22 protein-coding genes and 1 tRNA gene are annotated in these 25,552 nt (G+C 36.5%); 10 read left to right on the forward strand and 13 right to left on the reverse strand.

The features are described 5' to 3' along the window. Nucleotides 1-33: 33 nt before the first annotated feature. From H6W53_RS11355 to H6W53_RS11400, 10 genes are all read right to left on the reverse strand, one after another. A complete protein-coding gene (locus H6W53_RS11355; protein WP_185206896.1) occupies nucleotides 34-1,173 on the reverse strand; it encodes a DUF3500 domain-containing protein in 1,140 nt (379 codons plus the stop codon). A 371-nt stretch (nucleotides 1,174-1,544) separates the two neighbouring features. After that, entirely contained in the window at nucleotides 1,545-2,222 is a 678-nt protein-coding gene (locus tag H6W53_RS11360) for a LytR/AlgR family response regulator transcription factor (RefSeq protein ID WP_185206898.1), read from the reverse strand. Next, nucleotides 2,219-3,250, reverse strand: coding sequence for a sensor histidine kinase (locus tag H6W53_RS11365; RefSeq protein ID WP_185206900.1), 1,032 nt, complete (start codon nucleotides 3,248-3,250; stop codon nucleotides 2,219-2,221). The genes H6W53_RS11360 and H6W53_RS11365 overlap by 4 nt, the downstream gene beginning before the upstream one ends. Before the next feature lie 1,140 nt (nucleotides 3,251-4,390). Next, nucleotides 4,391-4,717 carry a helix-turn-helix domain-containing protein gene (locus H6W53_RS11370; RefSeq protein ID WP_185206902.1) on the reverse strand — a complete coding sequence of 109 codons (327 nt, stop codon included), beginning with the start codon at nucleotides 4,715-4,717 and terminating at the stop codon, nucleotides 4,391-4,393. Nucleotides 4,718-4,813: 96 nt separating this feature from the next. After that, nucleotides 4,814-5,245, reverse strand: coding sequence for a transposase (locus H6W53_RS11375; RefSeq protein WP_076392955.1), 432 nt, complete (start codon nucleotides 5,243-5,245; stop codon nucleotides 4,814-4,816). Nucleotides 5,246-5,256: 11 nt separating this feature from the next. After that, nucleotides 5,257-8,238, reverse strand: a complete 2,982-nt coding sequence (locus tag H6W53_RS11380; protein ID WP_185206904.1) for a reprolysin-like metallopeptidase — start codon at nucleotides 8,236-8,238, stop codon at nucleotides 5,257-5,259. A gap of 52 nt (nucleotides 8,239-8,290) precedes the next feature. After that, on the reverse strand, nucleotides 8,291-8,497 hold the full coding sequence (locus H6W53_RS11385; protein ID WP_185206906.1) for a hypothetical protein: 207 nt from the start codon (nucleotides 8,495-8,497) through the stop codon (nucleotides 8,291-8,293). A 75-nt stretch (nucleotides 8,498-8,572) separates the two neighbouring features. Continuing rightward, nucleotides 8,573-9,151 (reverse strand): hypothetical protein, encoded by a 579-nt coding sequence (locus tag H6W53_RS11390; RefSeq protein WP_185206909.1) that lies wholly within the window; start codon nucleotides 9,149-9,151, stop codon nucleotides 8,573-8,575. A 70-nt stretch (nucleotides 9,152-9,221) separates the two neighbouring features. After that, nucleotides 9,222-12,575, reverse strand: a complete 3,354-nt coding sequence (locus H6W53_RS11395; protein ID WP_185206918.1) for a DUF11 domain-containing protein — start codon at nucleotides 12,573-12,575, stop codon at nucleotides 9,222-9,224. A 153-nt stretch (nucleotides 12,576-12,728) separates the two neighbouring features. Further along, complete coding sequence (locus H6W53_RS11400) at nucleotides 12,729-13,247, reverse strand: hypothetical protein (protein ID WP_185206921.1); 519 nt, start codon at nucleotides 13,245-13,247, stop codon at nucleotides 12,729-12,731. A gap of 236 nt (nucleotides 13,248-13,483) precedes the next feature. On the opposite strand from H6W53_RS11400, the gene H6W53_RS11405 reads away from it, so the two are divergent. After that, complete coding sequence (locus H6W53_RS11405; RefSeq protein ID WP_185206923.1) at nucleotides 13,484-15,190, forward strand: tetratricopeptide repeat protein; 1,707 nt, start codon at nucleotides 13,484-13,486, stop codon at nucleotides 15,188-15,190. A 604-nt stretch (nucleotides 15,191-15,794) separates the two neighbouring features. On the opposite strand, the gene H6W53_RS11410 is transcribed toward H6W53_RS11405, so the two are convergent. Then, nucleotides 15,795-15,868 (reverse strand) — tRNA-Ile (locus H6W53_RS11410). 62 nt (nucleotides 15,869-15,930) lie between these two features. Further along, the gene (gene mce, locus H6W53_RS11415) at nucleotides 15,931-16,329 is read right to left on the reverse strand and encodes a methylmalonyl-CoA epimerase (RefSeq protein WP_185206926.1); all 399 of its coding nucleotides are present in this window, start codon (nucleotides 16,327-16,329) and stop codon (nucleotides 15,931-15,933) included. Nucleotides 16,330-16,420: 91 nt separating this feature from the next. Between mce and rbfA the strand changes: the two genes are divergently transcribed. The 9 genes from rbfA (at nucleotide 16,421) to H6W53_RS11460 (ending at nucleotide 24,830) form a co-directional block, all read left to right on the forward strand. After that, nucleotides 16,421-16,780, forward strand: a complete 360-nt coding sequence (gene rbfA / locus H6W53_RS11420) for a 30S ribosome-binding factor RbfA (RefSeq protein WP_076392997.1) — start codon at nucleotides 16,421-16,423, stop codon at nucleotides 16,778-16,780. Between the two features lie 3 nt (nucleotides 16,781-16,783). Next, nucleotides 16,784-17,989 (forward strand): ABC transporter permease, encoded by a 1,206-nt coding sequence (locus H6W53_RS11425; RefSeq protein WP_185206928.1) that lies wholly within the window; start codon nucleotides 16,784-16,786, stop codon nucleotides 17,987-17,989. Between the two features lie 47 nt (nucleotides 17,990-18,036). Beyond that, nucleotides 18,037-19,830, forward strand: a complete 1,794-nt coding sequence (locus tag H6W53_RS11430) for an endonuclease (RefSeq protein ID WP_185206930.1) — start codon at nucleotides 18,037-18,039, stop codon at nucleotides 19,828-19,830. A gap of 62 nt (nucleotides 19,831-19,892) precedes the next feature. Further along, a complete protein-coding gene (locus H6W53_RS11435) occupies nucleotides 19,893-20,630 on the forward strand; it encodes a shikimate dehydrogenase family protein (RefSeq protein ID WP_185206932.1) in 738 nt (245 codons plus the stop codon). A gap of 78 nt (nucleotides 20,631-20,708) precedes the next feature. Next, nucleotides 20,709-22,514: a DUF349 domain-containing protein gene (locus tag H6W53_RS11440; protein WP_185206935.1), complete on the forward strand. Its 1,806-nt coding sequence runs from the start codon at nucleotides 20,709-20,711 to the stop codon at nucleotides 22,512-22,514. A gap of 60 nt (nucleotides 22,515-22,574) precedes the next feature. Then, nucleotides 22,575-23,606, forward strand: a complete 1,032-nt coding sequence (gene ribD, locus H6W53_RS11445; protein WP_185206937.1) for a bifunctional diaminohydroxyphosphoribosylaminopyrimidine deaminase/5-amino-6-(5-phosphoribosylamino)uracil reductase RibD — start codon at nucleotides 22,575-22,577, stop codon at nucleotides 23,604-23,606. A gap of 101 nt (nucleotides 23,607-23,707) precedes the next feature. Next, on the forward strand, nucleotides 23,708-23,896 hold the full coding sequence (locus tag H6W53_RS11450; RefSeq protein ID WP_087705838.1) for a bacteriocin-like protein: 189 nt from the start codon (nucleotides 23,708-23,710) through the stop codon (nucleotides 23,894-23,896). 45 nt (nucleotides 23,897-23,941) lie between these two features. Then, complete coding sequence (locus H6W53_RS11455) at nucleotides 23,942-24,106, forward strand: bacteriocin-like protein (protein WP_185206939.1); 165 nt, start codon at nucleotides 23,942-23,944, stop codon at nucleotides 24,104-24,106. Nucleotides 24,107-24,227: 121 nt separating this feature from the next. After that, nucleotides 24,228-24,830: an IMPACT family protein gene (locus H6W53_RS11460; RefSeq protein ID WP_185206941.1), complete on the forward strand. Its 603-nt coding sequence runs from the start codon at nucleotides 24,228-24,230 to the stop codon at nucleotides 24,828-24,830. On the opposite strand, the gene H6W53_RS11465 is transcribed toward H6W53_RS11460, so the two are convergent. Further along, nucleotides 24,827-25,516, reverse strand: coding sequence for a zinc metallopeptidase (locus tag H6W53_RS11465; RefSeq protein WP_185206943.1), 690 nt, complete (start codon nucleotides 25,514-25,516; stop codon nucleotides 24,827-24,829). The two genes, H6W53_RS11460 and H6W53_RS11465, sit on opposite strands and share 4 nt — an antisense overlap. Nucleotides 25,517-25,552: the final 36 nt, after the last annotated feature.

A 25,552-nucleotide genomic window follows, 5' to 3' on the forward strand; every position in this document is an offset into this window, starting at 1 on the left:
TAAAAACCTGTGAGGTTTGGGTTAAGAATCTTTTTATGAGTTAGTCGTTGCATAATCATTCACCCGGTCTCTCCAGATGGAGTGGTAATGAACTCCGCTGAGAACAATTCCGCCCTGTACGGAAAATTCGATCCACACTTTTGGACCTGCAATTCTGAAGTAATCATTTTTTACCGTCATTGAAGTATTTCCGCTGTAATAAATGTAGGTATTGTCTAATTCTGATGTGTAGGTTGCCAGAATAGAAGCTGCACTGGTATCGGAAACATCATTTACATAGGTCTTAATTACATTCAGCACCAATGCTTTTTGAGTCGCATCCAAAGCAGAACACTGCAGCCCTGAAAAAGCAGTCGGGAAACTCCAGTTGGCGGTAGGTCCGCAAACCAGATCCGTAAAGGTTGTACTGGCTTTTGCAGTGGTAAGCTGTGTGGAAGAAAGCGCGCCAAGTAAAGCAACAATAGCATTTTTCTCCTGATCTACCGGCGCATACGTTGTAGAATTAACCGCAAAAGACAATGGTTCTGTAGCCGTAAACAAAGGCGTTGCAGCTACTAAAGCTCCATTATTATAGGTATTGGCAATGGTCTTGTGATGCCCTGTAAACATAATTTCAAACTTCCCTGTGGCAGAAGGAGTTCCGAAGAAAGCCAGATAAAAATTTCCTGAACCATAAGTACTTCCGCCTCCATTGGCATTGAGATAATTATCGGCATACAGCAATTGCTGAATTTCATCATAGCCTTCATTAGCGGTGGTTCCGCTCATTTCTTTGATGATGGCTTTCGCAATACCTACCTGTGTTGCATTAAGATTCCCTAAAGGTATTCCTTTTCTTGCGGACATCGCCGCAGGAAGATTAGACCAGGTTTTAATGTTGGCATAGGTATAATCCAGCTGAACGGCGGCAAGCTGTGAGGAAGTAAGCGTAGCTTTTAACTGTTCGGTAAGACAAACAATTTTGGAAACGCCCGTTACGGAACCGCAGGCTGTTACATCCGTAGCGGCTATGGATGCTGCTCCGGTTGTTCCAACAGCATTATCAGATGCTCCTCCGCCTGTGCTGCTGGTAGAATTACCAGAATCTGCAGAATCATTATCATCAGAACATGAAACGATAAAAGTGCTTAGCGTAATGCCGAGAACACTTATCATCAAAAAGATTTTTTTCATAATATGTTATTTTAAAATTCATTACAAAAAAAATCAATAATCCCATGGGTTTCAGGAAAGTGTGGTCAATGATAAAATAGTTGTGGTGAAAATATATATTTTTAATTTTAACCTCAGTTCGGGATAAGAAATAAATTTAAATAATTGATTTATAGCATTATATTAATGTATCGCAAAGAAAAACAAAAGATTTTTTTACTTATTGAAAGTTGGTAAGCTAAACAAAGGTACTTCGTTTATTTAAAAAACACAAAATAGTATTACTTTGATCAATTTTACGCCTTTGTATATCTTAAAAGCTGAATTCCTGAGAATTGAATCTCTTTGTTTAACACGGTGTTTAAGAAGACTTATCCCGAACTCAGATTAAATTATATCTTTTTAAGAAAGTCTTCTTCATAGGTATTGCCTACAGGAAGCGCAATATCTTTTATATAGACTGTCTTGTGCCTGAAAGAAGTTATTTTTGCTAAAGAAACAATACTGGAACGGTGGATTCTGCAGAAATGCTGCTCAGGAAGTTTTTCCAAAAGTTCTTTTATGGTAATTCTTACTAAAAGTGATTTTTGGTTTTCAAAGTAAAATTTCACATAGTTATCCTGTCCCTCGATATACAGAATCTCACTGAAAACAACTTTCACCAATCCGTAATCTACCCGAAAATAGATAAATCCTTCATCGTGAGCAGAAAGTAATTTTTTTTGCTCCGCCGCTCTGTCGACTGCCATTTTAAAACGCTGAAAGCTAAATGGTTTCAGCAGATAATCAAAGGCTCCGATCTCGTAGCTCTCTACAGCATATTCCTTATACGCTGTTGTAAAAATCACCAGGGTTTCCTGTGGAAGTGTTTTATAAAAATCGATCCCTGAAGCAGCGGGCATATTAATATCCAGAAAAAGCAGATCCACAGGATTGTTTTCCAGAAAATATCTTGCTTCGCTGGTCTTGAGGAAAGTTTTCTTTAAGTCTATCTCCTCAATATTCGCACAAAATGCTTCTATGATCTCTAAAGATGGTAGTTCATCGTCCAGTGCTATAGCGGTAATCATAACAAATTAATTTTGAGATTGACGATAAATGCCTTTTGGTCTTCTTTAATCTCCAGCGTATGTTTTTGAGGATAATAAAGCATGAGTCTTTCTTTGGTATTTTTAATCCCGATGTTACTGGATTCTATATTTTTGGCAGATACAATTTTATTGAAAACCATAAAATTCAATTCGTTTTCCTGTATGGATATTTCTATTTTTATTTCAGAATTTTCATCCGGATTTACACCATATTTAAAAGCATTTTCCACAAAAGTGAACAGGATAAGAGGAGCAATTTTTTTATTATCAAAATCGCCTGTTTTTTCAAATTCAACAGCAACAGAATTTCTCAGTCTGGATTTCTGTAACTCGATATAATTGCTGATATACTGAACTTCTTTTTCCAGCAGAACTTCATTCTGATAGGAATCCTGTAAAAGATACCGCATAAAATCTGAAAAAACCAATACCGTATCTGCTGTTTTATCGTCTTTTTTTATCGCAAATGCATAAATACTGTTCAGGGTATTGAATAAAAAATGGGGATGAATCTGCAGTTTGAGGTGAGAAAGTTCTGCCTGTAATTTTTCGTTTTTAATTTTCTGGTTCTGCATTCTTTCAAACCAGAAGGTGGAAAAAAATATCGTCCCCACGAAAAGGAAGACCAGATGATCTACCTCCGAAAAGAACAGCTGAATCCTGTGAAACATTGTTTTTTCATGGGTTCTCGGATGAAAGGGCAGCTGTGCAAAGTCTGGCGGAGCATGAGATCCGAAAAGCGCCCACGGCAGAAGTAAAACGACCATGAGTCCCAAGAAAACCAGAAACCCGTACTGCAGATATTTTTTCTGAAATAAAAGTCCCGGAATAAGGTAAGTATAATTGATGTAAAAAAAGATGAGGATCAGCAAATTACCCAGTATATTTTCTGATAAATCTTTAAAATAATGAGGCTCTGAGCTATCCATAGGAAACGCAGGAAGAAGAACCGGCTGGAGTAAAAACAGAACTACTCCCGTAAAGATCAATAATTTTCTCTTACTCATAGTTATTACACAAAATTATTGTTTTTATGATTGCAAAGAGAAAAATGTTGTAAAGAGGGATATTTTTGGGGTGAATGTTTATTTAACAGGATTTGAAAAAGTGGCTTCGGCTCCGCTCAGCCACCTTCGTTTTACGTTCAGCCAACTGGTTATATGCTCTATCACCTTAGTTTTACGTTCAGCCAACTGGTTATATGCTCTATCACCTTAGTTTTACGTTCAGTCATCTGGTTATATACTCGTCACCTTAGTTTTACATTCAGCCACCTGGTTATATGCTCAGTTACCTTAGTTTTATATTCAGCCATCTGTTTATTCTCCTTTTCAAAATATTCTTAACTTTTAGTACTAAAAAAATCAAAATACAATAGGTGGCTTCGGCTCCGCTCAGCCATCTTTTGTGTTTCAGAAATAATCTTAGTTAATTATCAAATTCCAAGCTATGTTGTCTCCGGCTTCTCATAATGTCCTAGCCACGGCAGTTCGCGCCTGCAATCGCCCCTACTTTTCCTGAAAATCCTCCAAGGATTCCTTTTGTTATTCGTGCCATTTTGTGCATTTTTATTGGTTAACAGAACGAAGGTATTACAGAATTTTCCCATTTCAGGCACCTGTGAAAAAGATGACGGGTTTTGACTGCTTTTGACCGGTTTGAAAACCCATTTCTTCGGATCATGTTCGGGTCTTCTTCGGATCGGCTTCGGAAAAATGGGATTTTTTCCGAAGAAAGGCCGAACAACAGTCGAAGGATTTCGGGAGAATTCTGAGTGGTTTTTGATTGGGGAATGATAATTTAGGTTAAAAAACATGACCGTTTTTGTAATCAAAAAACTAAATCTTGAAATAAAAAAGAGTCCGTCTCACAACTAGTGAAAACGGACTTTTTTTATGTTTTTTCTCGACCTTCTGATGGAGAATGGTTTTCGTACAGTGAATCTCAAACCATATCATAGAGTTATGATACAAACTCTTTTTATGTGGTTTCACCCGGGTTCGAATCAGAGACACTGAGATTATTACCCCCTAACCAACTGATATAAAAACACTTATGAAATACTATTAATATCACTCATTTATAAAGAAACAGAATAATCTCAATGATATCATGATTTTATATTCCGGTTACTCTTTCAATTACCATTAATTAATAAAAATCTTCCTCCATTTGGCAATTGTATTACGGCTTAGATTGAAATGTTTTGCAAGAGCAACATTGTTGTAATGATTCTTTTTCTGATAATCTAAAATTTTCAGTATGGTCTCTTTATCATAGGATTTATGTTTCTGATTGAGTCTGTTTATGTTGTCATCGCCCTTACCAAATATAATTTTATTAATTCTTATTACATCTAATACCGTTAAGTGATTCTGTAAAAGCGGTAAAAGCTCTTCTTTTCTTTTTATAAATTTTTTCTCTACAATGTCTCTGAAAATTTTGTTATAATCAGGCTGTTCAAATTTTCCCATTTACAATATAGTTAAGATTATATTAATTAATTATTTATATTCTAAATTAATGCAGTTTTTGGTTATTTACTTTCATTGTACATTTCTGTCTGAATATTACATCTGAGAATACTTATTAATCCACTTATAAAGCGTATTTTTAGGAATTCTATATTCGTCAATTATTTCTTTTTTATCCTTCTCTCCTTTTTCAATTAATTCCAGAATAAATTCTATTATTTCTTTCGTATAGATGTTCTTACGAAATTGAGGAAGAGTTGAATTTTTACTATTTTTTGAAACACTACTTTGTGGAGGGGAATAAAGAATCAAATGTTGAGTATATATTCTGAAAAAATCAAACTTTAATAATTTACTCCATTTGAGAAGCAAATCGGTTTCCAGATTTTCGGAAGCATACATCATTTGTATTTTTTCCTCATCACAATCAAAAAAATTACAAATTCTGTCCAGCGTTATATCTTCATGCTCCAAAACTTTACTTTTTATGAGATGTCCTATGTGTATATTTTTAAAATTAAATTTCATTTTTAATCATTTTAGTTTTTAATAATCGTTGTTTTATAGATGATATGATGACCATCAAACAATTTTAAAATATATGATCCTGTGCTTAAGTTTTTCAGAAATATACTGTTGTGAAATTTTGATTTCGGAATAATAATCCTTCCTGATAAATCCAATATTTCATATTCTGAAACATTTTTATCACTTACTACAGTCAGCCAGTCATTTACAGGGTTGGGTACTACTTTTATATCACTTTCTGTTTTTTTAATATCAGCAGTTGACAGTACTCCGGTAATAGTAAGTTGTCTTTTATTGGAACTTTCCTGAACACAGACACCCATTGCAACAATCTCGTTAAATGTCTTTCCAATAAATGACGAAGGCGAAGCTGTATTGATATATGAAAGTCCTTTCACGGTATAAGAGCCTATTGGTAATACTGTAAAATCCGCTGTCGGATGAAAAGCCTCTACCTTATTTGTACTGTTGTTCACGGCAATATAAGTATAGTTGTAACCTGATGGTGTATTTATGGTTTCATAAACCATTCCGGGGCCGTTAAAAGTCAATGTGTAAGTATTGGCATTGGCAGGATTACTAAAATTACATAAATACATAAAATAATTTGTTCCCTCGTTAAGTACTACGGATCTTGTGGAACCGGAAGCATTTACAACTCCATAATATGTCCCTGTAGAGTTTGATGTTAAAAAATCTGACAAATTAGGTGGTGTAGCTGTATACACTGAAGTTATAAGAAAGCCGGAATTTTTAGAAATCGTATAATTTCCTGTCTGCGTTACCCGAAACTGCACAAGATGAGTGGGATAATTATCATTGAAGCTGATGGGTGTTACATTATCTGCACTGGAATACCCATGTATTGCTGAATTTGTAGACGGCGCATTAAAAATGATCGATTTTGTACTAAAAGGTTCACTGGCAGCCGCCGCACCCGTCATATTAAGATTCGCAACCGCAGATCCTGCATAAGTTGTTACAGCAAAAGTGGGACTGATGTAACTTCTAAATGCTTCACAGGCTGATGCTATGGTAAAATTATTATCCGAGATATCAAAAAATTCTGCATTTGGATTGAGCAATGCACTTACTTTTATTCTTGCCTTAGTTGTAGCTGGAATATTGGGAATTGTTACAACATAACTTCCGTTGTTTAAAATATTGCTCGCTAAAATATAAGGAAAACTCAAACCTCCATCAATAGATAAAAACAGATTAACGGTATTAGCTATTGAGTTTGTATTATTTACATTCCAGCTTATCGTAGCACTGCTATTGGCATTCAGCGTTATTCCTGACGCATTTGGATAGCTTACACTCAAAGGTCCGCAATCAGCAACCGTAACATTAAGATCATCTGAATCAATCCCGCCGTTTGAAGCATTATTATCCCGAACAGTTAATCTCAGATTGATATTTCTTGCAACGTTGGGCAATGCTTCTCCCTCATTCATTGGAGGAACATTCTGGTTATTGAGGATGAAATTCAGTTTTGGAAAATATCTTTCTCCATTTATATTGCTTTTAACCGATCTGAAAAGCGGCGCAGTAGTACTGTTTACAGCAGTATAACCACCAGCACCATTTAATGTTGATCCAAATGCACCTTTATCATTAGCCGTAGCAGCATCATTTTCTTCCCAGGTATAAGAAAGATTGGCATCATTCGCATCCGTTCCTGTTCCCAAGAGCCTGAAAGGTGTATTTTTGGGTATGGTAATATCGGCTCCTGCATTGGCAGCAGGCGGTATATTACTGCTTGCAACGACTGTATAGCATGTAGAAAGGGTCTGTATTCTGTTCAGAATCTGATCCAGACTTCTTGCATGAAAGTAGGATTCATAATTATTAGAAGGGTATCTTTGGTCTACAGGATAAGAACAGTTTGTTCCGTATGCCATAAGAGTGGCTCCGCTTCCGGGTTCTACTGCTCCGCTACTGCTCCAGCTATTGGCGCAAAAAGTATCTCCGGGGGAGTCTCCTCCTGTAGCATTGTAGCTATGGCTTGCTCCGAATTGATGTCCCATTTCGTGAGCTATAAGATTTGTAACAAATCCCAGACTGTTTTGTGTTCCCCAGTTAGACCACCCCAAAGCTTTTGAAGAATCATTACAAGGCTGCCCGCCAGCTGTTCCGCTTGCTCCTCCCGAAGTACTTATATTTACCGTATGTCCTATATCATATTTATTATAAGTAAGAAGTCCTGAATTATTCATTATTACAAAACCTGCCTGGCCTGCACTTCCTCCGGTTCCTGTAAACGGATCTGTAGCAGAGTTGGTGAAAAGAATGCTTTTGTTGAGTGTTTCGGATATCAAAGTAAAAGTAACGGAAACTTCAGATTCATAGATAAGATTAACTGCATTAATCTTGGATACAATTTCATTAAGAACTGCATCCGCACTGCCTAATGATTCTACCGATTCACCTGTGGCTGCAACAGCCATACGATATTTTCTGAGCTGTGATCCTATCGGAAAATTGGTTACTGATTTTGATATTATGGAACCATCATGAGTTTTTGAAAGGAAATCTTCAACATTCGCACTGCAGATAAAAGCCTCTTTTTTCATGGCTTCACTTAAGCTGTATATTCTGTAATGATCTGAAGAAGAGCTCCCTGATCTTTCCAATGCATAATATTTACCCTGATAAGTTTTAATAATTGCACTCAGCCTATTATTGTATAAAGAGAGTTTCATTGAAAACTTTCCATCTTCACTTTTACCGTCAAATGTTATAATCGACGCAATTCTATCCGGTATAAGATCATTCTCATTTAAAATAAATTTTACCAGACCGTTCTCAGGAAGAAGGATTGATATATTTCCCTTCATTTTCTGAGACGTTTCTTTCTTTTTATAAAACTGAGTCTCAAACTTTTTAAAATCTATCTTGATTTCAGTGTCTGAAGAAGTCTGTTCTAATGAATTTTGTCCCAGAATAGTAATGGAAATAAATGTATAAAATAAAATGACTATTTTTTTCATATTCTACTTTTTAAAGCAATCAATTAAAAACATGTTGTTTAAAGTAAAGAACTTAGAATCTCAAGTATCTGAAGTTTATTTTAAAATCTCTAACCCGATCATTTTGAAAATCCAGATACAGTGTTGCCTTTTTGCCCCACCAGGTTGTATACAGTTCATAGCTCCAATGATCCGACGGATAAAAATTAAATTCCTGTCCCAGAATGGAAATGACTTCCTGCTTGGTTTTTCCTATGAGATATTTATATTTTTCAGACATATAGAGCTCGCAATGTTTGAAATGAACAGCTTAAAAAGTAAAATTTTAAGCTGTTCACATTTTTATATTTTAATGTTATGGTTTCCAGAATGTCCACTTCTGTCCATTAAAAACCACCAAACGATGTTTGTCTGCAGTTGCTCCTTTCAGAAAAACCATCATTCCGGGTGACGGATTCTTGATGTTGGTATAATTGGTAACTATAGGAAGAACCATGGCTTTGTTTCCTGAATCCAAAACCAGTACACCGTCCGTTGTTGTGGCAGAATTTCCGATCACAGCTTTTGCTCCGGCTTTGTCTGCCAGTGGAGCCGCCTGAGGATTTTTCACTACCGTTTCTACCGCTGTGCTGTAGCCTGATTGTACACTGAGATCTGTCCAGCCTGTGTTCTCATTTTTTACTTTAACTTTATATTCCGATGATGCAGACACATCAAAAATAAAAGTACCACCTTTAGCATTATTGGCTCCTGCAGGAACCGTTTCTACATAAGGGAGAACAATTCCTTTGTTATTTGTATCCCCGAATTCCAGTAAAACGGAAGCACTGCTTAAATCGTAATTGGTAGGATTAATTGTTTTCTCCCCGATTCTTACCTGAGAAAATGATAAAACCGAGGTGTATATTCCGATAAGTATGATTATTTTTTTCATTGTTTTATATTTATATTTAATAACACAATGGGCATGGTCAATAAATACCATACCCAATGGTATTAAAAAGTTATGGACAAGTCTGTGTATTAAAGCATTTCCAGCCTTCACCGGATCCGGATCCTGTATAGATTTTTAGACATCCTTTGCCCGAATTTTCATCCGTATCAAACACCATCATTCCCACAACAGGAATAGCAATACTTCCTTCAGGATTAGAATTTCTGGTAATTACGAAACCTTTCGTTTTTGATTCTAATACGGTATAAGCCGAATTTCTCAGCATCGGCCAGTTTCCATTGCCTGCTCCTGCTCTTCCTAATAGGGTAATCCCATGTTTTACCGGAACTGAACTGCCTGTATCGGTAGGTGATTCATAGCAAACCGCCAAATTGATTCCGAAATCAATACCATCCAAATCAACATTGGTTACAACTACCGTAGTGATTCCATCTGTAGGAGTGCTGTCTGTAGATGTAACATTAACATAGTTTGGCGGCAATGAAGATGAAACAGGGGCCGTTGCTCCCACTGTCTGCATTGCGTTTGTAAGTATTATGGTATAGGTTCCTGCGATTACATTGCTGAAACTGTATATTCCGGTTGCAGTACTCACCATTTGGGAATTTACAATGATCCCGTTTGGATCTACCAGATTTGCATATACATTACCCGCAGTATAAGGTACTCCGCTTGGTATTCCTCCATCCGTATCGGTATAAACTTTTCCACGGACAATCTGCTTGGTAAAGTTATTGGTTCCGGAGAAGTCACAGCCAAAGTTAACTGACGCATAACGATTAGCAAGATTTGAACTGATGCTTCCGGTTCCTCCTCCATTAATTACAATCTCATTATCTAATTTAAAGCTAAACTCATTGGCATAACCGTAATTTCCATAAGCAGAATACTGAGGATCTACTCCTATACCCGGTTGTGAAGTTCCATTAGATTTCACAACATTTCCTGTAACAATCTGCGTTGTAGGGGTACTCGTTAAAATCTGAGCCGGAAGCGGAGATAAAAACTCTACACTTTCAATCACATTTATTGTTGAAGACAGCGATCCGTCATTATCCAGTACCTGCACAATAGACGGTACACTGTAAGGTGTATTCGTTCCTGCTTTGTATATTGTAACTTTCCAGGTTGAAGACTGGTGATAAGTTCCATTCGGAATGTTATTTATATTTCCTGTCGTACTTCTTATAAAACCAGGCTGAAAATTATTTTCAATACCTGCAGTAGATTGGGGAACATCAAAAACAAAATTATAATTCGATTGTAATAAAGATGACCCATAATCCAACGCTGTAAGTTCAAATACAACGTCTGCTTGCTGGCTCACTCCCGTTCCTCCAATAGCATTACTGTATTTATATTTTGCGCCTACCGTATTAGCCGTACCGGAAATCAAAACTCCTCCGGATAAATTTAACTTGGTTGCCGTACTTCCCATACATTCATTCTGAACCACAGGTGCTGTCGTTGCCGAAGATGTATTGTTGCCAGAAACAGGATCTGATACATTTCCACTAACAGTAGCTGTATTCAGATACGTTCCTGTAGAATTTGCTAAAGCCGTTATGGTGAGAGTACTTGCTGCTCCGTTGGCTAAATTTCCAATTGCCCAAATCCCTGTTGCCGGAGTATAAGAACCTGAGGCTGCTGTAGAACTCTGATAGGTATAACCGCTAGGCAAGAGATCTGTTACAGAAACTCCGGCAGCAGCATCAGGGCCGTTATTGGTAACCACCAAACTAAATTGTACAGAGCTGCCCACATTCGGAGTGGCATTATTAACAGTTTTCACAATCGAAAGATCCGCTACAGGATCAATAATCGTATAAATTGCAGATACGATTCTGGTAAAGCACCCTGAAGTCGGCGCAATCAATACATTGCCCGTTGAATTCTGAAGAGAAAATTCTATCGTTTCATTAGATTCTGATATATTATCCTGATTGATCTGAATATAAGGCGCTAAACTAATAGCAGTTGCATCTGTTCCATCATAATTTCCTGCAGGTATTGTTACTGTAATTAATCCTGTTGCAGGTATTGTAGTATAATCTACTCCTCTGGTGGCTGTACCTCCGGTTATATTAATCTGAATGGTCTGTGCTGTGGTAACACTCCCATTGATGGTTAATTTTGGAAGATTAGCACTCGGTATTGTTTCCAGACCACTGCTGGATGCGGTTGATAAATTGGCAATACTGTTGAGAGAAGTTATCGACACATCATCAATAAAGTTACCGCCACCCAATCCACTAGATGCCGTACTTTTTGCATAATATGCAAAAAATACTGTTTTTGCCACCCCTGAAGTATTGTTCCAGGTTCCGGTATATCTTGTCCATCCTCTAACATCGGTTGCACTTTGTGTTAATCCTGTATTAATCGTGCTACTCCCTGTTAAAACAAAAGAATGGGTTCCACCTTGTCCATTATTGTCTGTAAACTCAGCCACATTTTGATCATCTATACGCAGCCCCATGGTATCTACTCCATCTCTTCCTCTGTGAAGAAAAGACCATGTAAAGCTTTCTCCCGGCAATACACAAATAGGTTCTTGTTCCAGCATACCATTGGTGTAAGCATTTAGTTCTGCCCAGAAGCTTCCTTCCGATGAAAAGATTGAATTCCCCCCATTTACCTGCCCATTACTCCAGTATTCAATTAGACTACCTTGTGTGGGAATTACCGGTGTTCTGCCGCCCGGCATTGCTGCCGCTTCCGTAGTGCTCCATCCTCTTACATCGCCTTCTCTTGGCATACCGTCACCATCGAGTTCAAAACCACCATTTACAAAATTTCTTACTGCTGGTTTAGTAGAGGCAAATACCTGCAATTCTGTAAATTCGAGGTTGTCATCCTGCAAATTAAGAATCAGCACATATCTTGCTTTATGTATACCAACGTGCATATTGATTTGCCCACCAGGAAAAGCCGGTCCTCTTTTAGAATTATCTACAGCGGGAACCGGACCGCCTCCCAACACAGTCTGGGAATCCACAAATCCTGCAGGATCTGTATATACTAATCTGTTGTATAAATAACAGGTATTATTAGCAGCAATATAAGTATTCGGATTAAATCCTAAATTACCTCCAACTGTGCTGGGATAGGTAATCAGCATAAATCTTCTGGAGCGTCCATTATCCGGAACTACCGATCCTAATGTTACGTTATCGATAATATAGTCTGAACCCAGATCCACCAGAAAATATTCTGCATTAGGCGGAACTGCAGCATTACCTGTAATCGCAGCTGTATTAAAATTACCATCTACCAGATTAGACAGTGAACTTCCGCCTGCCGAAGAGGTTACGGTTTTTCCCAGTGCCAAATTCGTCTGGGCATTTGCCCCGCTTCCTAATAAGAAAAGCAGACAAACCAAAAATAGTTTTATATTGTTCATTTTTGTATTTTATAAGAATCTTAATTATTATGTAACCATATTCCATTATCTGTCTGAAAACCTGTAGCTTTAATCTCTTTCAGTAGAGTGAATCCTTAAAACAAAATGTTTGACAAACCCTATGACTATTTTGAAGATGACAGATATTGATCTTTAAATAATAAATGGCGGAGGCTTGTTGAAAAACTGATGCCATATTTCTGAATGCTTAAAAAAGAGATAGAAATAGGTGTTTTTTCTGATAAAATGTTCTTTGAATAATCTTATTAAGAAAACATAATTATTAAAGTTCTTTTTGAGATCGGGATTTGTATTCGAAGAAAAAACAGCAGAAATCTTTTTCACCAGTGAAGTTGAAAAAAGCCAATCATCATCTGAACTCTTATATGTTTTTATTTGTGTTTTTTTTTCAGAGCGATTTTTTCTGCTGTCTACTGAAATTAATTTAGTATCTCTCTTTTGAATGTTTTTATGTTGCTTAGTCTGTTTTTTTCTGATAACGAAAAGAGATTTTCTTTCTGTTTTTACTTTATCTGCAATGGGATCTGATTCATGATTCTGAATAATTATTGCGCCGTCTATCTTGACGATTGAGGAATTACCAACATCCTGTGAATGCATCCAACACCCGCAGAAAAAAGACAGTAAAAACCCTAACCAGAATTTCATCATTTTCTATTGAAGAAAGATTTTATTCTTTCCGTTGTGTCTGCGAAATTATATACCTACGAGTGCAAATGATGAAAATGAGGTGTTAAAAAGTATTAATAAAAAGAAGAAATAATTAAAATATTCATTAATTTTAAAAAATTAACAATTTAATAATCAGTAAGTTAAATTTACATTACTGTTAATAATGTTTTACAGCAATTTTTTATCGTATATGTTTGCAACCAACAAGTAATCCAATGAAGAAAAATCTATCTTTTTTTATTTTGTTCTTTTCTATATTTTGCTTTTCACAGGAAGAATATTTTCAGCAGTTGAAAAAGAAAATTGAGAACAATATTGATAATAAAGTGCAACTTCAAAAAATTGCAGATCTTGAAAAAAATAAATTCGGAAAAACGCAAGACAGCATTTATTTTATGTCTTACAAATATGCCTTATTATTTACTTTTGATCAGGATAAAAAAGACAGAATTTCCCATTTCCTTACTCTTATGGAATTATGGAAAGCAAATAATAATAAATATTCTATTGTTATCACCGATGTTAATTTTTCATTGGCACTGCATTTTGAAAATTATTCCAGTAATCTGAGCTTTTACTACCTGAATCAATCAATAGAAAACGAACTCAAAGTTAAAAACTCCAAATCTTTACCTCATCTTTATCACGTTAAAGGCAGGCTGTATTACAATGAGAAAAAATATGACAAAGCCAATGAATATTTCACAAAAGCCCTTAAGCTGTACACTCCCGACCAATATTTATATATCTCATCCATGTACAATAATTTCGGATTGGTTTATATAAAAAAAGATGAAAGCAACAACGCTATTCAGGAATTTAAAAAAGCTTTAGAAATTCTGACTAAGAAAAAAAACATGACCCATCAAGAACATTTGTTTTTTTTACATATTAGTGAGAATCTTGCAGAAGCGTATATAAAAAACGGCAACCGAAATGAAGCTGAGGCGTTATTAGAAAATCTTTTTAACCAAAATAAAAACAGAGAAGATCTTGTGCGGGATCTGGTGATTATCTGTAAAGATTTATATGGAGTTTATAAATCTGATCAGAATAAAGGAAAAATGAATGTTATTATTGATTATCTGAAAAATTCAGAAAAAAAATCACCCGATTTTGATACCCGATTACTTATATCTGAAACCCTTACAGATTATTATTTCAACCTCAAAAATTATAATGAAGCCAAAGTCTATCATTTTAAAACACTTCAGATTAAAGATGAAATGATAGCAGACAACAAGGAAATGATGGGATATTTAAATGAAGCTTTAAATAAAACCATCATTAAAAACATTAATCAGAAGTATGATAATGAGATACATTCTCAAAAAGTGCAAAGATCATGGATTATTCTTATCGGCATTATTATTATTTCATTTTTAACCTACTTTTTCATTTCTACATTCAAGAAAAGAAAAATAGAAAAAGAAATGAGCGCTCAGCAGAAAACAATCTCAGACCAGAAAGAATTAATCTTACAGCAGAATCTGAAATTGCAGGAAGAGAAAATAAGAAATCTGCATCTTAATCTCAATATAAAGCAGGAAACCGCAAAAGCATTTTTAGAAAAAATTAAGAAGGCCAGAAAGTCTAACCTGAACAATCCGGAAAGTATACTTAAAGAGCTTTATTTCGACTTAAACAATTTAATCAATATTGATAAAAGAAATATTGATTTTACTGAACAAAACTCTGTGGAGAACCAAAACTTCATCAAAAAACTATCCGAACAATATCCTATTCTTTCGGAGCAGGAACTTCAGTTATGTGTTTATTTCAGGCTGAATTTAAGCGCAAAGGAAATTTCAATGTTAGAAAAAATTACCGATGGCAGTGTTCGTGTTTATAAGAGTAAAATTAAATCTAAAATGAACATTCCAAAGGAAAAAAGCATCGAAGAGTCTCTACAAAATATATGATGTAAACCGGTTTATACTTAATCTGTTTTAAAGTTATTCAATTTGATTGTGATTGTCAGAAAACACATTTTTTATCCTCAAATTATTCTTAATTTGATTTTTCAGGAAATCCCGAATAATCTCCGTCCTTTTTTTGGACAAAGACTCAGATTAAATTAAAGTATAAGCCCCAAGATACTTGCTGTTACATGCAAGCGTTTCTTTCGCATTTCTGAAAACCCTCCAAGGATTCCTTTTGTAACTCGTAGCATTTTGTGCTTTTTTTATTGGTTAACTGAACAAAGGTATTACAGAATTTTGCCATTTCAGACACCTGTGAAAAAGATGACCGGTTTTGACTGCTTTTGACCGGTTTTGACCGGTTTGAAAACCCATTTCTTCGGATCATGTTCGGGTCTTCTTCGGATCGGCTTCGGAAAAATGGGATTTTTTCCGAAGGATAACCGAACAACAGTCGAAGGATTCAGGGAGAATTTTGAGTGGTTTTCTTCTATTCAGGTTGACTAAACTTTTTGCATAGCCCCCAAGTTTTGCGTTTGATCCAATGTTTCACCTGACAAAATAAAAAAGCACCTACAAATCTGCAAGTGCTTGATTTAAAAAGTGGTCCCACCTGGGCTCGAACCAGGGACCACCTGATTATGAGTCAGGTGCTCTAACCAACTGAGCTATAGGACCTCAAAACTTGGTTAAATTTTGTGTTTGCAAAAATAGTAAAATTTCTTTCACTACAAAATTTTTTATTGCTTTTCTTGGCAAAGTTCTACCAGTACGCCGTTCGTGGATTTGGGATGAAGGAAGACAACTAATTTATTATCAGCACCTTCTTTCGGTTCTTCCGAGATAAATTCAAAACCTTCTTTTTTCAGTCTTTGCACTTCCTCCAGAATATTTTCCACGCCAAAAGCCAGATGATGGATGCCTTCTCCTTTTTTTTCAATAAACTTTGAGATCGGGCTATCCTCTTTACTCGCCTCCAAAAGTTCAATTTTGCTTTCTCCGGCAGCATAAAAAGAAGTAACTACTCCTTCCCTTTCTACAGATTCCTGTTTGTAAGATTCCTTTCCTAGGAACTTAGCAAAAAGTTCATCAGATACGCCTAAAGATTTTACCGCAATGCCGATATGTTCTAATTTCATAAATATTTAAAATAAATTAAGTCGTAAATTTGATACAGCGAACAAATTTCAAAGTATCAATTCAAACAAAAGTACTAAATTTGCAGAAATTATGGAAAGTAACAGACAAAGAAAAGTAGCACAGATTATACAGGAAGATTTCGCAGAACTTTTCCGCAAACAGGCTTCAGAAAGCAAACAAAGCATTCTGGTAACGGTTTCGGATGTAAAAGTAACGGCGGATCTGGGTATTGCCAAAATTTATTTAAGCATATTTCCGCAGGAGCACCGCAAAGCTGTGATGAAGGAAATTGAAGAAAATAAAGCACAATACAGAAACTTCATCGGTCAGAAAATGGCGAAGCAGGTTCGTGTAATCCCTAATCTTAATTTCTACTTAGACACTTCTCTGGACGACGTTGAAAAACTGGAACGTGAATTGAGAGGTGAAGGTGACAACCCTATTCTGTAACCCTTGAAAAACATTGCATTTTATATCGCTTCCCGATACCTTTTGTCTAAAAAAGGAAGTACTGCCGTTACGTTTATTACGTGGTTGGCGGTTGGGGCGATGACGGTTGCCGTAACTGCAATGTTCGTTATCATCTCCGTTTTTTCGGGGCTTGAAGACCTCAATAAAGAATTGATTTCAAATCTTCATGCCGATCTTACGCTTAAAAGTTCTTCCGGAAAAACACTTAAAGATTTCGATAAAATTAATTCCGTTCTCAAAAACAATAAAGAGATCAGTAACTTTTCGAGAGTTATTGAAGAAAAGGTATACATTAGCTATAACGGCAAAGGCGATATTGCTTATTTAAGAGGGGTAGATTCTGCCTACACGAAAGTGAACCCCATCAATAAGGATGTTTTCTACGGCGCTTATCCCAGCTTTAAGTATTCCAACGAAGTTTTAATGGAAAATTCTCTGGATAACAGACTTTCGATTCCCGTACCGTCCAGTTCGGATTATGCAACGATCTTTATGCCGAAACCGGGAACCGGAATCATTAATAAAGAAGAAGATATTTACAACAAAAAAGATATCCTCGTCTCCGGAGTTTTTGCAGGAAAAGACCAACTGGACAATTATATTATTGCTCCTGTTGAATTGACTGAAGAGCTTTTAAATCTCCCTAAACATTCGGCTTATCAAATCGTTATCAAATTAAAGAATCCTGAAAATACAGACTCCGTAAAGCAACAGCTTATTTCTTCCCTTGGAAAAAACATTGAAGTAAAAACCAAAGAGGAAGAAAATGCGGCTTTCTGGAAAATGATCAATACCGAGAAGCTTTTTATCTATTTAATTTTTGCTTTGGTGATCTTTATTACCACCTTCAATTTAGCAGGAGCCATCATCATTCTTCAGTTGGATAAAAAAGAACAGGCAAAATCCCTTATTTCGCTAGGTTTTCCGTTAAGTCATTTAAGACAGGTTTACTTTTATACCGGAGTTTTAATTGTCGTTTTAGGAATTATTTCAGGCTTACTTATAGGAACCGGACTTTGCTATTTCCAGCAGTTCACAGAGTTCTTTAAAGCCAACGAAACCTTACCTTTTCCGGTGAAAATAGTGGGTAAAAATTATATCACTGTTGCGGTTACCGCATCCTTATTCGGCTTTGGAATTTCATGGGTATTTTCCAAGATCAGCAAAGATTATATTACTAAAAATTAATACGTAAGCTTTCATTTTTTCGTATCTTTGCGTCCCAATTTTTAAAAATGAAACGTAAATTATTCTCTTTTTTATTGAGCTTTGTCTTGATAAGTACCTTTGCTCAGATTCCTACGGGATATTACGACGGAACTGCAGGTCTTTCCGGAGCTGCTTTAAAAACCAAACTGAAACAGATTATTACCAACGGTCATGTAGACAATGGTTATAATGGTTTATGGACTGGTTATGCAACAACAGACCGCGATAACATCGCTATGGCAGGCTATGAAAATGACAATACCATTTTAGATATATATTCTGAAAATCCTAACGGCACAGATCCTTACTCTTATACTTATCCTGGCGGACAATGTAGCGGAAGCAGTGGTCCGGAAGGTTTATGTTATAACAGAGAGCATGTTGTCCCTCAAAGTTTATTCAACAGCAATGCTCCGATGGTTTCAGATATTCATTTCATCAGACCGACCGATGCTAAAGTAAACGGTATGAGATCTAATTTCCCATACGGAAAAGTAGGATCGGCTTCTTTCACTTCTCAAAACGGATCAAAACTGGGAACTTCAGTTTCTCCGGGATATTCGGGGACGGTTTTTGAGCCTGTTGATGCTTTTAAAGGAGATATTGCAAGAATGATCCTGTATTTCGTAACAAGATATGAAACTCAGCTTTCAGGTTTCGGAACAGGAAATATGTTGGGAGGTTCCGCATTTCCGGGATTACAGACCTGGGAACTGAACCAGTTATTGGCATGGCATATCGCGGATCCTGTTTCTGCTACCGAAATTGCAAGAAACAACGCTTCTTATACTTATCAGGGAAACAGAAATCCATACATCGATCATCCTGAATACGTTGCGCAGATCTGGGGAACTCCGGTTGCTGATACACAGGCTCCGACTGCTCCAACCAATTTAGCAACAAGCAACCCTACTTCCAACACCATTTCTTTAAGCTGGACGGCTTCTACAGACAACATCGGTGTTGTAGGATATGAAATTTATAAAGACGGCGTTTTATATGCTACGGTTACCGGAACAACGGCTACTGTTTCTGGACTGAATCCTTCTACTACCTATAATTTTTATGTGATTGCTAAAGATGCAGCAGGAAATGCTTCTCCGGCGAGTAACATCGCTTCAGGAACAACTCTTGCAGGAGGACAGCCGGGCGGAAGCTGCGGAACAGAGGATTTCTCTAATATTCCGGCGGCGGCTTCAAACTATACAACGCAAACATGGACGAGCAATAGCATTACATGGACAGCCACAGACGCAAGAACCGATCAGACAATTAACAGCAGAGCTATTACTATTAAGAATGGTAACCTGACAAGCTCTACAATTTCAGGCGGAATCGGAAGTTTAACAGTGACTACGAAATTACCGTTTTCTGACTCTGCAGGTAATCTGACTTTACAGATTAACGGAACTAATGCGGGAACTATTCCTTTTACTACTTCAGCTACCACTACAACAATCAGCAACATCAATGTTCCTAACAATGTGGTTATTAAAATAATCAATTCTGAAACAGGAAAAAGAATTTCTATTGATGATTTAAGCTGGACCTGCTTCACTTCATTGGCAACTGCGGAAGTTTCTAAAGATAAGTCTCAGTTTACCATCTATCCTAATCCTGTAAAAAACAATGAATTGTTTGTAAAAGGAGAAAATCTGAATAAAATTTCGAAAGCTCAGATTTATGATCTATCAGGAAAGCTGATCGAAACGATTGAAAATCCGTTCAGAACTTCTAATAAAATTCATCTGAAAGGTTTGGCAAAAGGAACTTACATTCTGAAAACAGATTCTTCCTCAGCGAAATTTATCGTAGAATAAAACAAAAAAAATATTTATCTCAAAGACCGGTTTTTCCGGTCTTTTTTTTTTAATTTTATCCTATGGATTCCAACAAAAAATTAGGCTTGATCGGGAAAAACATTTCCTACTCTTTCTCGAAAAAATACTTTGAAGACAAATTCCAGAAACTGATGTTGAAAGATTATTCTTACACCATTTTTGATTTAAACGAAATTGATGAAGTGGAAGATGTCTTTTCAGCTCCGGAATTACTGGGCTTTAACGTAACGATTCCCTACAAGGAAAAAATCATCGATTATCTGGACGAACTGAGCGATGAAGCGAAAAACATCGGAGCCGTAAACTGTGTACTGATTGAAAACGGGAAGAAAAGAGGCTATAACACAGATGCTTTCGGGTTCGAAAAGACTTTGCTGCTTCACAAAAAACCCCACCATGATTCAGCCATCATTTTAGGAAACGGAGGAGCTGCAAAAGCGGTAAAATATGTTTTGGACAAACACGGAATTCCATCGGTTACGGTTTCCAGAAGCACGGAAATTAATTATGATAATTTAAATGCTGCTTTTGTACAGGATCATAAACTCATTATCCAGTGTACTCCGGTAGGAACTTTTCCGAATGTGGAAGACTGCCTGAATTTCCCTTTCGAAGGGCTTTCAAAAGAACATTTGATTATCGATTTAATTTACAACCCAAACTATACCAAATTCATCATCAATGCCTCTGAAAAAGGAGCCAAAACAGTGAACGGATATTATATGCTGGAACAACAGGCAGAAAAAGCATGGGAAATTTGGAATTTTCAAAAAAAATAACATAAATTAGTACTGTATTTAGCTTTTTAGCTCTATATTTAGAGGATATTTTAATGCCACTCACATAAACGATTTGCTATGATTACAGAAAACAACCTTTCTGAAAACGAGGAAAACAAAAATTCTAACGAAGTCCCTCAGGAAAAAACATCAGAACCTGTAGAATCTCAGGATGAAATCATTCATCATGAGGAAACGGAACATGAAGAAGAGCACGAAGAAGTAGAAATTTCTCTTGCTGATGCCCTGAAGGAAATGGAAAAAATCATCAATGCGCCCAATGCTGGTGAAGATTTCAAAAAATTCAATCAGCTCAAAGAAAAAGCAAGTCATTACATCCATGATGAAGTGGAAGATAAAAAGCATGAATATGCCGAAGCGGGAAATGCTCCTGAAAATTTCAGTTATGAGCATCCTTCTCAGGCGAAATTCTCTGCTTTGGTGAATATTTTCAGAGAAAAGCATGATGCTTACCAAAAGGGGCAGGAAGAAGAACAGAAGAAAAATCTGGAGCACCGCCAAACCATCATCGAAAGGCTTAAAAATCTGTATACGAATTCCGAACCGGGAACCAATCTTTTCAAATCGATAAGAGAGATTAAAGAAGACTGGTCCAAAGCGGGACAGGTTGCCAAATCTGAGTTCAAGATTCTTAACAACAATTATTTTCATCATCTGAACCAGTTTTATCAGATGCTTGATCTGAATAAGGAATTTCTGGAGCAGGAGTACAGCCACAATCTTGAAAAAAGACAACACATCATTGAGCGTGCTAAACAGCTTGAACATGAGCCTGTGATTCAGAAAGCGCTGAATGAGCTGCAATATCTTCACAAATTATGGAAGGAAGAAGCAGAACCGGTTGCTGAAGAATTCCGTGAGAAAACATGGGAAGAATTCAAAGAAATTTCAAATAAAATCCACGAAAGAAAATCTGAACTTTCGGCTGCCATTGAAACAGAGCAGAACGAAAATCTGGAAAAGAAAAATCAGATCATCGCGGAAATCAAGAAACTTTCTGAGCCGGGAGAAAATCCTAATCATAATTACTGGCAGAATGCGATCCGCAGAGTGGAAGATCTCCGTTCAGAATTTCTGAAAACAGGAAGCGTTCCGAGAAAGCTCTCTAACCAGAACTGGAACGAGTTCAAAACGATTCTGAGAGGATTCAACACGACAAAAAACACCTATTATAAATCATTAAAAGGTTCTCAGCAGGCAAATCTGGAAGAAAAATTAAAACTGATCCAGACTGCAAAAGACAACCAAAATAATGAAGAGTGGGACATCGCTGTTCCTTTGTTCAAAAAACTTCAGGAAGACTGGAAAAAAATCGGTCACGTTCCGAAAAGCATGACGAATAAAATCTGGGATGAATTCCGTGATGCGTGTAATGCGTTCTTCAACAATTACCGTGAAAAGAGCAATGCTTCTACGGATAACTGGAAGGAAAATTACAAGCAGAAAAAGGCAATTCTTGATGAACTGAAAACAATCGGGAACGAGGAAGGCAGCATCGAAAGAATTGAAGCCATCAAAACCGCATGGAACAACATCGGAAAAGTACCGAGAGATAAAATCTCCATCAATACAGAATTCAACAAAACGTTGAGAGAAAAACTGAAATTAAATAAAATCAACGAGCTGGAACTTAAAGAAGAAGGATTATCTGAAAATCAGCTTACAGACAAAGCAAGAAAAATCAAGAGCCAGATTTCTGATCTTGAAGCTGAAATCGTAAAGCTGGAAAACAATCTCGCTTTCTTTAAAAATCCTTCAAGAGAAAACCCGATGCTGAGAGATACGTACGAATCTATCGACGAGAAAAAAGCTCATCTGGAAACTTTAAAACAAAATCTTCACAGCATTATTGCGGGAGAATAAAACTATTTAAAATATTAGAAAGCGGAGCAAAGCAATTTGACTTCGCTTTTTTCATTCAGTATGCAGGACGAATTTTATATTAAAAGAGCTATCGAACTTGCTCAGAAAGCCATCGGAAAAACCTATCCGAACCCTTTGGTGGGAAGTGTAATTGTGCATAATGGTACAATTATCGGTGAAGGCTATCATCAGAAAGCGGGAGAACCACATGCGGAAATTAACGCCATTAATTCTGTTGAAGACCCATCTTTAATTCCCGAATCTACTATTTACGTTACATTAGAACCTTGTGCACATTACGGAAAAACGCCACCCTGTGCTTTAAAGATTAAGGAATTAGGCTTTAAAAAAGTAGTGGTCGGAGCAATGGACTCTCATGACAAAGTGAACGGAAAAGGAAAAAAAATCATTCAGGATGCGGGAATTGAAGTGGTTTCAGGCGTTCTGGAGAAAGAATGTATTGATCTTAATAAAAGATTTTTCACCTATCACGAAAAGAAAAGACCTTACATTATTCTGAAATGGGCGCAGTCCGGAGACGGATTTCTGGATAAAGACTTTAAACCAACCGCTGTTTCAAATTCTCTGGTGAATCAGTTCGTACATCAGTTGAGAGCCGATGAACACGCTATTATGGTCGGAACACAGACCGCACTGAATGACGATCCAAGTTTAACGGTAAGAAATGTGGAAGGCGTTAATCCTGTGAGAATTTTAATTGATTTTGATCTGAAAGTTCCTCAGAATTTTAAAATTTACAACGGAGAAGCAAAAACCATCGTGATTAATTCTATAAAAGAAGAAATTGTAGATCATGTTCATTTTATTAAAACCGAAAAAGACAACTTCCTTCAGAATCTTATGGAATCTCTATATAAAGAGCAAATTCAGTCTGTAATTATCGAGGGTGGAAAATTCACTTTACAGCATTTTATAGATGCCAATCTCTGGGACGAAACGATTGTTATTACCAATGAACATCTTCTTCTTGGGAACGGAACCCAAGCTCCTGTTTTTGCACAGGCAAATCCTTTCAAAACTGAAATTATCAGAGATAACCGCGTTGATTTTTTTCTTTCAGAAAACATTTAAACATTTAATAATCAAAAATTTAACATAATAAATATTTTATAATTTTTCACCATAGTTTGAAATTAAATATGTAACTTTATGATGAACTAAAAATCATCATCATGAAAAATTTAAGAAAATTATCAAAACATGAACTGAAAAGCGTTCTGGGAGGAATCGAAACCTGTGATCAAAACTGCATAACAGGATATTACAAATGCTGCATCCCGCGTCAGAGATATTATTGTCTTCCGATCGGCACAAAATGTACCAGTAATAATGGTCCCGGAAATCCAGGAGAGCCGGTTTAATACTGATCAGAAATTTTAATCATCTCCGCAACTAATTCAAACTATATGAAAAATCTAAAAAAGCTATCCAGAAAAGAACTTAAAGATCTTGGCGGAGGAATCGCACCAGTTTGCTGTTCTTATTATCCGCCAAATCTACAAAGATGCTGTAAAACCCCTTCAAGTATGAGCTGCCCTCCACCGTGGCTGGAAGGAAGCTTTCCTTGTTAATCGAATAAAGAGAACTGCAACGGTTCTCTTTTTTGTTGTCTGTTTACGGGACTTTTCTTAAAAAAATTTTACCTTTGAACAATTATTCTAAAATTCGAAAAAATATCTTTCCTCATTACATATGTTCAATTTTAAGACGATAGAATCTCCGGTAGAAAACACCTTGTTAAAAGAAAAGGGAAGCAAATTTCTGGGTTTTGCGTTTCCCGTGAACAATGAGGAAGAACTGAAACACGCTTTGGAAAAAATCCGTGCAGAACATCCGAAGGCAACGCATCATTGTTATGCTTTCAGAATCGGACTTAACGGAGAAAATTATCGCGCAAATGACGACGGAGAACCTTCCGGAAGTGCAGGACTGCCCATTTACAACCAGTTATTAGCCCATGAAATCACCAATGTTCTGGTTATTTCCGTCCGTTACTATGGAGGCACAAAACTGGGCGTTTCCGGTCTGGTAAAAGCGTACAAAGAATCGGCAAAAATTACACTGGAAGAAGCAAATATTGTTACGAAAGAGCTTGAAACGACTATTGAGATTCAGTTTAATTTTAATCAGCAGAATATTATTTTTACTTTGCTGTCTAAGTATGATGCAAAAGTCCTGCAATTTGATGCGAATGAAAACTGTATAGTAACCGCTTCCCTGAAACTTTCACAAAAAGAAAACATCTCAGAAAAACTATCCGAGATGCAATATGTTTCGTTTACATTTGAAGATTAATCCCTTCTTCCGCCCATTAATAAGGAAGCAAAATAAAGAAGCTGTACCAAAGATCCGATTGCAGCCACTACATAAGTTCTTGCCGCCCATTTCAAACTGTCTTTTACGCCTACATATTCTTCTGTTGTTACCGTTCCCGTATCACGAAGCCATTTCATTGCTCTGTTGCTTGCATCATATTCCACCGGAAGTGTTACAAATGCAAAAAGCGTCGTGAACGCAAACATAATAACCCCTATTGTAAGCACAAGTTTACTTCCACTAAATGCCATGATTACGAGTCCTCCCATAATTACAAACTGCATAAGATTGGAACTTATGCTTACCACTGGAACCAATTTGGATCGTAACTGCAACATGGAATATCCTACTTTATGCTGAACGGCATGACCGCATTCATGAGCTGCAACAGCCGCTGCCGCTGCGTTCCTCTGCATATACACCGCTTCGGATAGGTTAACTGTTTTATTTTCGGGATTATAATGATCTGTTAACTGTCCCGGAACTGACATTACCTGAACATCATTAATTCCGTTATCTCTCAGCATTTTTTCCGCAATTTCTTTTCCTGAAAGTCCGTTTCTAAGATAGACTTTAGAATATTCTTCGAATTTCGATTTCAGCCTCCATGAAACAAACCAGCTTACCACCATCGAAACAATAATAATCAAATAATAACCATTCATCTCTGTAATCTTTTATAATATACTTTTCATCCAATA

The sequence above is a fragment of the Chryseobacterium sp. C3 genome, from assembly GCF_014218905.1.
In the GTDB taxonomy this organism is placed as follows: Bacteria; Bacteroidota; Bacteroidia; order Flavobacteriales; family Weeksellaceae; genus Chryseobacterium; species Chryseobacterium mucoviscidosis.